Annotated in this window: 9 protein-coding genes and 2 pseudogenes; 4 read left to right on the forward strand and 7 right to left on the reverse strand. The window is 58.9% G+C overall.

Going from position 1 to position 6609, the window contains the following annotated elements:
* The first annotated feature begins 72 nt into the window (after nucleotides 1-72).
* Entirely contained in the window at nucleotides 73-258 is a 186-nt protein-coding gene (locus EN859_RS22790; protein WP_127854849.1) for a hypothetical protein, read from the forward strand.
* Between the two features lie 108 nt (nucleotides 259-366).
* Here the strand turns inward: EN859_RS22790 and EN859_RS22795 are convergent, their stop codons facing one another.
* A complete protein-coding gene (locus tag EN859_RS22795) occupies nucleotides 367-726 on the reverse strand; it encodes a hypothetical protein (protein WP_189502169.1) in 360 nt (119 codons plus the stop codon).
* Between the two features lie 590 nt (nucleotides 727-1316).
* A complete protein-coding gene (locus EN859_RS22800) occupies nucleotides 1317-1901 on the reverse strand; it encodes a MarR family winged helix-turn-helix transcriptional regulator (protein WP_127854847.1) in 585 nt (194 codons plus the stop codon).
* Here EN859_RS22800 and EN859_RS22805 point away from each other — a divergent pair.
* Nucleotides 1800-2279, forward strand: coding sequence for an SgcJ/EcaC family oxidoreductase (locus tag EN859_RS22805; protein ID WP_127854846.1), 480 nt, complete (start codon nucleotides 1800-1802; stop codon nucleotides 2277-2279). The two genes, EN859_RS22800 and EN859_RS22805, sit on opposite strands and share 102 nt — an antisense overlap.
* Nucleotides 2280-2633: 354 nt before the next feature.
* A complete protein-coding gene (locus tag EN859_RS22810) occupies nucleotides 2634-3038 on the forward strand; it encodes an MAPEG family protein (protein WP_127854845.1) in 405 nt (134 codons plus the stop codon).
* Nucleotides 3039-3121: 83 nt separating this feature from the next.
* Here EN859_RS22810 and EN859_RS22815 read toward each other — a convergent pair whose 3' ends face one another.
* Nucleotides 3122-3370: a DUF982 domain-containing protein gene (locus EN859_RS22815; protein ID WP_127854844.1), complete on the reverse strand. Its 249-nt coding sequence runs from the start codon at nucleotides 3368-3370 to the stop codon at nucleotides 3122-3124.
* A gap of 834 nt (nucleotides 3371-4204) precedes the next feature.
* On the opposite strand from EN859_RS22815, the gene EN859_RS22820 reads away from it, so the two are divergent.
* Nucleotides 4205-4639 (forward strand): peptidylprolyl isomerase, encoded by a 435-nt coding sequence (locus tag EN859_RS22820; RefSeq protein ID WP_127854843.1) that lies wholly within the window; start codon nucleotides 4205-4207, stop codon nucleotides 4637-4639.
* Between the two features lie 151 nt (nucleotides 4640-4790).
* Here EN859_RS22820 and EN859_RS22825 read toward each other — a convergent pair.
* The 4 genes and pseudogenes from EN859_RS22825 to EN859_RS22840 all read right to left on the reverse strand — a co-directional run.
* Nucleotides 4791-5490, reverse strand: a pseudogene (locus tag EN859_RS22825) (substrate binding domain-containing protein); the annotation flags it as partial.
* A gap of 242 nt (nucleotides 5491-5732) precedes the next feature.
* Nucleotides 5733-5936, reverse strand: coding sequence for a hypothetical protein (locus EN859_RS39505; RefSeq protein WP_127854842.1), 204 nt, complete (start codon nucleotides 5934-5936; stop codon nucleotides 5733-5735).
* 122 nt (nucleotides 5937-6058) lie between these two features.
* Nucleotides 6059-6226 (reverse strand): annotated as a pseudogene (locus tag EN859_RS39510) (recombinase family protein); the annotation flags it as partial.
* 99 nt (nucleotides 6227-6325) lie between these two features.
* Nucleotides 6326-6609, reverse strand: a 284-nt coding sequence (locus tag EN859_RS22840; protein WP_135913548.1) for an ISAs1 family transposase, incomplete at its 5' end; no start/stop codon positions are given.

Genomic DNA, 6609 nt, shown 5'->3' on the forward strand with positions numbered 1-6609 from the left:
GCGTTTCCACCCCGTAGTAAAGGGGTGCCTCATTGCGGTAGAGAGGCTGTCCAAGGACAATTCAGCATCTCGATGGAGATCGAACCCGTGATGTCGATAACTGATCTCTGGGTATCTGAAGATCCAAAAGCTTGGGGTACTGCGCTCGATCGCTATTGGGAATTCGTGCGCGGTGAAAACCTGGATCTAGAGAAATCCTTGCGTTTCAACTGGCGCAAGGTCGGCGGCTCAAAGCGGCAGCGCACTTTGCTGGGATAGACTGGGTGATGTCGGATTCCGTTGGGACGACTGCCGTTTCAAACGTTATGGGAGCGCCGCACACAGCACTCCCGTTGGGTAAGATCGCAAGGCTTTGTCGAAGGAAGATCAGTCGCTCGAAAGGACCGGACAGCGACGGTCCCTGCGGTCGAAGGTTATGACGATCCGGTCGCCATCCAGGTCGCGCCCGCGGACGTCGATGGTGCGGCGTCCGATACCGTCGATGCGGGCGCGCCTTACGCCCATTCTCTCGGCCTTGTCGAGCGCCCGCTCGGGCGAGCATTCGCGTCGGTAGTCTCGGCGGTCCCGGCAATCCTCACGATCGGGATCGCAATTTTCGCGAAGCCGCAGCTTCGGGCCGCCATCGCCAAGATGAAGCTCCAGATCCTGCGCCGACGCTACCCCCAGTGGTACGCTTGTCAGTGCCACTGCAAGAGCGAGAGCGGTTGACGTGATGATTCCGTGCATTGTTGCGGCCTCCTGTTGCCCCATTCGCCCATCAACGCTGGCAGACGATTTCGGTCACATCAGATTTGATTGCCGCGCCGATATAATTAGTGAGGCCTTATGCGCCGCGTTCCCGACCGTGGCTGCGCGACTGACCGGCCCGGTCAAATTCGGGGATGGCACCGACTTTCAGGCGGCGCGGCGACCGGTTTTGCGGGCAGATTGGCAGGATCGCTGGATTTCCTGTCCGGAAAAAAGACCAGTACCGCCACTATCCACCGCCGTGCCCCGCGGCGGATAGGTCGGTATCCGCTTCGCGAACAGGCCTCCTTTGCCTATCGGCCGCTCGAATTCGCGAGTGAAATGTAGCTCTCAGAAGAGAGTGCAATGCCAACGGCCGAGGGAATGTCGCAGAAGGTGAAATGTTGCCATTCTTCCCGTCGATCGAAACGAGCAGGTAGTGCCTGACACTGCTATCGAGCCGAATAACCGCTTTGGATCCGACACCGGCCGAAGCGCGAACGGCAGCTTTGGAGAAGCGCCGGGAAGGTCAGCTCATGGCTCATGGCGCATTCACGGAGAGATAGTTTTTTTTCTCTAGCCTTGCGACTTCACGAGCACTGGCGAGGTATCCTCGGTTGCAAATCATCTCTGGGGGATATTGCTTGCAGTGATGACCGCAACGATTCGTACGCCTGGGCACCAAGCAGCCTTCGGTATTGGTCTTCGAGACCCTGATTGAAATCGTGGACGGTCCGGATCACCGCAAGCGCCGCGGTGGTTGCAACGACTAATTTGGCCCGTCGATCGTTCGGATCATGCGAGCGCCGGACATAGCCGAGGCGCTCTAGGTCATCGACCAACTCACCCATCGCTGCTTTGCCAATGCCCGCGCGCTGTGCAAGCACGCTGGGTCGGGTCCCTTCCGCGTCGATGTTGGCGAATACAGCGCCGTGTTTGGGCTTGATTGCCGAATGGCCGCTCTCCCGGAGAACCCGGACCAAAGCGCTCGCCGATGACTGATAAGCGTACAGAAGAAGAGACTGCGTGTACGGCTGATTCATCTTTGCAAACTTATATGGGATCCATATAGTATGGCAACCAAACGACATCAGGAGGTCAGCGTGGCTAAGGATCAGCTCCCAATTGAAGGGGTGGAAAGTGTCGCGCATCGATTGATCGAAGCTTGGAATCATCACGATCCACACGCCTTCGCCGCCGTATTCGCCGCAGATGCCGAGTTTACAAACGTCTTCGGTATGCAGGCGACTGGACGTGCCAAGATCGGGCAGTTCCATGCCCCAATTTTTGAGACGATGTTCAAGGACAGCCATCTATCCGCAGATAGCGTGCGGAGTCGGCTTGTTCGCCCTGACGTCGCCACGGTTGACCTGCGGTGGTCCATGACTGGCGCGCGCGATCCGATGGGAAACGAATGGCCGCGTCGGCGCGGATTGATCAGCCTAGTGGCGACGCGGGATCATGAAGAGTGGTTGATTGCAACGATGCACAACATGGAACTTGGAAACAATGAAATGGCAAAGTCTCAGGAGAAACTTCAAAAGGGCGAGTAGAGTCTTCGTTCACGCCTCAATCGAAAGCAACAGCCTTCCACCCCGAGTGCGACTCGCATCGTGCACGTTCTCAGCCACGTCTTCGTGCTGTCATTGCCAGATGAGGGGTCATCGACGGGCGCGAGGGCCAGGGGGCGATAGGTGGCGACAGCGCCGCAGCTTGCCATTTAAGGAATGGCTTAGTTCGGTGAAGCCGCCACCTTGGCCCCCGCAATGATGGTTTACGGGAACCGCGGCGGCGATTCTTTGCTCTGAGTCAAATGTTGGGCGATCATCCTGCGGGGCGGCTCTCTCGTCTGTTCGGAGAAGATCGGCTACAAAAAACAAAAGGGCAGGAATGACTTGGGAGGAAACATGTCTAGCACGGGCTACGCATTGACAGGCTTTGTCTCGTGGGCGCTCTTTCTTCTGGTGGTAATGGAAATCATCCGAACCTATCTCGTCGTGACAGGCAAGGTCGCGGCCAACGGCTTCATGCCAGACAATTCCGGACTATCGCCTTTCATGCAGCGCCTCGCCCGCACCCATGCCGACTGCATCGAAGGTCTGCCGATTTTCGGCGGCTTGTTGGCGATTGCGATTATGACATCAAGGACAGAGATTACAGACCCATTGGCGTCTTGGTTCCTTGGCGCACGGATCGTGCAGTCGACTATCCATCTCGTTTCGACCAGTCCGATAGCGGTAAATCTTCGCTTCACCGCTTTCGTCGTCCAGATGGCGATAGGCGTCTATTGGTCGTGGAGGTTGATGGCCTGAGGAAACCATTCTTAGCCGAAAATTCAGGCAGCGAAGGACCTTGGGCCGGATCGGGGCCGCGGTAGATGGATGGGGTTCTCAGTTCAGGCTTCAACGGGAGGAAGGAACTTTCCCTCTTCCTTGGCAGCTTCCTCGAAAGCGCTACGGACCTCGTCAGGGGATACCCGGCCTCGCAGACCTTCCAGACAGGCCTCGACCGCATGCCTCCACTTCGGGCCGCACTTGGTCCAGGTCACCAGTTCCTCAGCAGCACCTTCAATGTTGTTGACGCCATAGCGGATGCCCGTTCGTGCTGTCCTCACGTAGACCGGAGGAGAGAACCAGAGTGGCATTACTCGCGACCATCAAACGCGACGAACAGCCCCAAGTCCGTCGCCACTTCCACGATGTCAGCGGTCAGCTCTTCGTCACTGTCGTTGAGGGTGGGCGCAACTTGACGGATCATCTCGATCGCCAATTTGACGACACAACTTCACCGCTTCGCGCATTCTGGAGGTTCGCTTCCAGAAGCTCTTTTGCCGTCGCGGGTCTTGCTGCCACCCGGCAATGCTCATCGCGGTGGCTCCCCAAGGACGCTCCCATTGGGCAATTGTGAGCCTGAATCCGTCGCAGATCAACGGGGTGGCGGGACACCGGCGCTGTCAATCACGTAATCGCGCGAGGGGGATCGGATCTCGACCTTTGGTAGCACTGAACATCTTGCCCGGAGCGATCACGAATGTTCTCCGCGAGCTAGTTGAATCGGTGCTGTTCGGCCCCCCTGGCGCTGACACCATTGCCGCGACCGTTATGGCCCGAACGCCCACGAAATTGGCTCGCCGGTACACTTCCGGCCAGAGCGCCGAGCAGCGTAAACGTGAACCCATAGCTGATGCCGAACAGCAACATGAACAAATAGACGCCCCCACACCGGCGCGATGAGCGCGCCGAACTGATCGACCAGATGGCCGCAGACCAACAGAATTGTGATTTGCCGACATCACCGAATAGGCGGCGGCGAACGCCAGCGGGTTATACCCGCATAGCTCAATTGGCATCCCGGGTTTACATCTGCAGCCAAGCCCCTAGTTTTAGGGTTTCGCGCCGTGCACCCGAGTGCGCGGATGATCGAAAACGGGACCGTGAACTCTGGCCGGTCCCTCAAAAGCTCCCAAAGGATGACTGCGATGACACAGGCCAAGAATGGCGACACCGTGCGCATCAATTATACTGGACGTTTAACCGACGGAACTCAATTCGATACTTCCGGCCGCGAACCGCTGCAATTCACGCTGGGTGACGGGCAAGTGATCCCCGGCCTTGAAACCCATGTCGAGGGCATGGAGGTCGGCGCAAAAAGCACCGTCACCGTTCCCGCCGACGCCGCCTATGGCCCCCACCGCCCCGAAGCGGTCGTGACCATCGACCGCGCCAAGGTGCCGGACAACATCAACGTTGACATCGGCACTCGATTGCAGGCCAGAACCCGCGACGGGCGCCCCATGCCGGTAACGGTCGTCGGCGTCGACGACGCCAGTGTCAAGCTCGACGGCAATCATCCGTTGGCCGGAAAGGATCTGGTGTTCGACGTTGAACTGGTCGAGATCGTTCAGGCGGCGTAGGGTATCCATGCGGCCAAGCCGTGGTGGCCATGACTTCGGGTGACGGACTTCCGGCGGAGGTCTCGGCGGTGCGTCACCGGCCGCCGTGCTTCCCGGCTTAGGCGATCGACAAATCAATTCTACGCTTTCTCAGAAGCGGTTCGGAACGCCGCTAAGCCTGCCCCAAGCACTCACGCAGCAACTCGATGAAGCGTTGCGTCTTCGCTGGCAAAAGGCGTGTCTCAGTGATCGCATGAACCGAGATTGGGGTGGTCCGCCAATCCGGCAGCACACGACGCAGCCGTCCATCCACCAGATCCTCGGCCACGACGTCTTGCGCCAGCATGGCGATGCCCAGGTCCAGCGTCGCCATACGCCGGATGATGCCGATGCTGTTGAGCCGGTAACGGCCGCCGACGGCAACCTCGGCCGTTTGCGTCCCGTCGTGCAAGGTCCACGTGTTGCCTTTCGGGAAACACAAACACTCATGCTTGACCAAGTCGGTGGGAGCGCTCGGCTCGCCGAAAAGCTCTAGGTAGCGGGGCGAGGCGTAGAGGTAGCGCGGCAATTGGGCAAGCCGGCGCGATCAGTGTTGATCCGGTAGCTCTCCCATGCGGATCGCAACATCGAAAGGCTCAGCCACCAGATCGACCCGCCGCGGCGTGAGGTCGAAGTCAAAGCTGATTCCGGGATAGCGGCGGCAGAATTCGGCCATGTGAGGCGTCAAAAAAAGCAATGGCGAAATCCACCGGCAGAGAGACGCGCAACACGCCACTCGGCTGCGCCAGCATCTCGCCGAGTTGCTCGTGGGCGAGTCTCGCCTCATCGACGATGCGCCTGCAGCGCTCGAAGTAGATCTGGCCCGCTTCGGAGGGGGACTGGCGCCGAGCCTAACCTGCTTGCGGGGGGTAGGTTTGCCGGCTGAGGTGAATATAGGCTCTCTCATACATCATTGCTTGCTAATTTAATAAAGTGGTCATGTTCCGTTCCCCTAGCCGCCAAATCGTGCGGGCCTAGACTCGATCCGCGCCTAAACAAGTGAGTGCCGGCACTGGCCGGCTGGCGTTGACGAGCCGCATCTAGGCGGCGCCGGCGCGGGCAAGCCGGCCACATGTCAAGAAGGTGAGGCGACGGCGAGCACGATTGAGATTATCAGCAAGAGCGGCCCCATCCATTTAAAATGGCCAGACAGGTGCGCCCACCAAGGCTGGTGACTAGCGTGGGGTTGGCTTGGCCTCTGGAGGAATCCGTAGCCGACGCCCGACATCCATAGGCCGGCGCCAAACATTATGAACTCGTCGATGTAAGCTGCAATCATGATTGCCAACCACTTCTAGCATAGACAGGAAACCGCCTATGGCGGCACTCTAAGACCGAACCGACGGTGTACTTTCGTTCCTAACACACATGACGGTCCGGCGATTGGTATTGAATTTCCTTGCCAAGCGCTAAGACGCCCATCTCTGCGGGCCTGGCAATGGTGATGCTCATGTCGAACGTGTCACGGCCGAGGCGGTCGAGCTTGGTGACGACCAGTACGCCTCCGGCTTCCAGTCTGTCGAGGAGGCGATGAAGCCCGCTCGCTCGGCAAATGGCTGCGCTACCGGAATACGCCTCGCGCTAGTGGTGAAAATCTGACGCTTGGTACCCGATGTGGAAGACGTTTCCGACCCACCCCATCGCAGACTCCACGGCTTTGAATCCGGGTTAACGGATTGAAGGTTGGAGGATCTGTTCGAGGTATTTGTTGTTTCTTGCAGCGCGCTTTCGGCGCAGCTTGATGCTTCGCTTGTCGTCGATTGATCGCACGAGGTTCAAGGCGAAGTGGCGGACGACGGCCATGTTGGCGGGGCCGTGTCCGGTTCGGCTTCGGCATTTGTCCTCGTTGAAGGTGACGTCGAGGACCCAGTGCAGCGAGTTCTCGATGGCCCAGTGGCTTCGGATGGCAACTGCGGCCTGCTTGGCGGTGAGGGCGCGCGAGGCGACATAGA

It is taken from the genome of Mesorhizobium sp. M00.F.Ca.ET.216.01.1.1 (assembly GCF_004010325.2).
GTDB lineage: Bacteria > Pseudomonadota > Alphaproteobacteria > Rhizobiales > Rhizobiaceae > Mesorhizobium.

Bases quoted from the DNA above. Each gene is read 5' to 3' on its own strand.
- EN859_RS22790 (WP_127854849.1), top strand. From the start codon at position 73: ATGGAGATCGAACCCGTGATGTCGATAACTGATCTCTGGGTATCTGAA.
- EN859_RS22795 (WP_189502169.1), bottom strand. From the start codon at position 726: ATGCACGGAATCATCACGTCAACCGCTCTCGCTCTTGCAGTGGCACTG.
- EN859_RS22805 (WP_127854846.1), top strand. From the start codon at position 1,800: ATGGCAACCAAACGACATCAGGAGGTCAGCGTGGCTAAGGATCAGCTC.
- EN859_RS22800 (WP_127854847.1), bottom strand. From the start codon at position 1,901: ATGATTCCAAGCTTCGATCAATCGATGCGCGACACTTTCCACCCCTTC.
- EN859_RS22810 (WP_127854845.1), top strand. From the start codon at position 2,634: ATGTCTAGCACGGGCTACGCATTGACAGGCTTTGTCTCGTGGGCGCTC.
- EN859_RS22815 (WP_127854844.1), bottom strand. From the start codon at position 3,370: ATGCCACTCTGGTTCTCTCCTCCGGTCTACGTGAGGACAGCACGAACG.
- EN859_RS22820 (WP_127854843.1), top strand. From the start codon at position 4,205: ATGACACAGGCCAAGAATGGCGACACCGTGCGCATCAATTATACTGGA.
- EN859_RS39505 (WP_127854842.1), bottom strand. From the start codon at position 5,936: ATGATTGCAGCTTACATCGACGAGTTCATAATGTTTGGCGCCGGCCTA.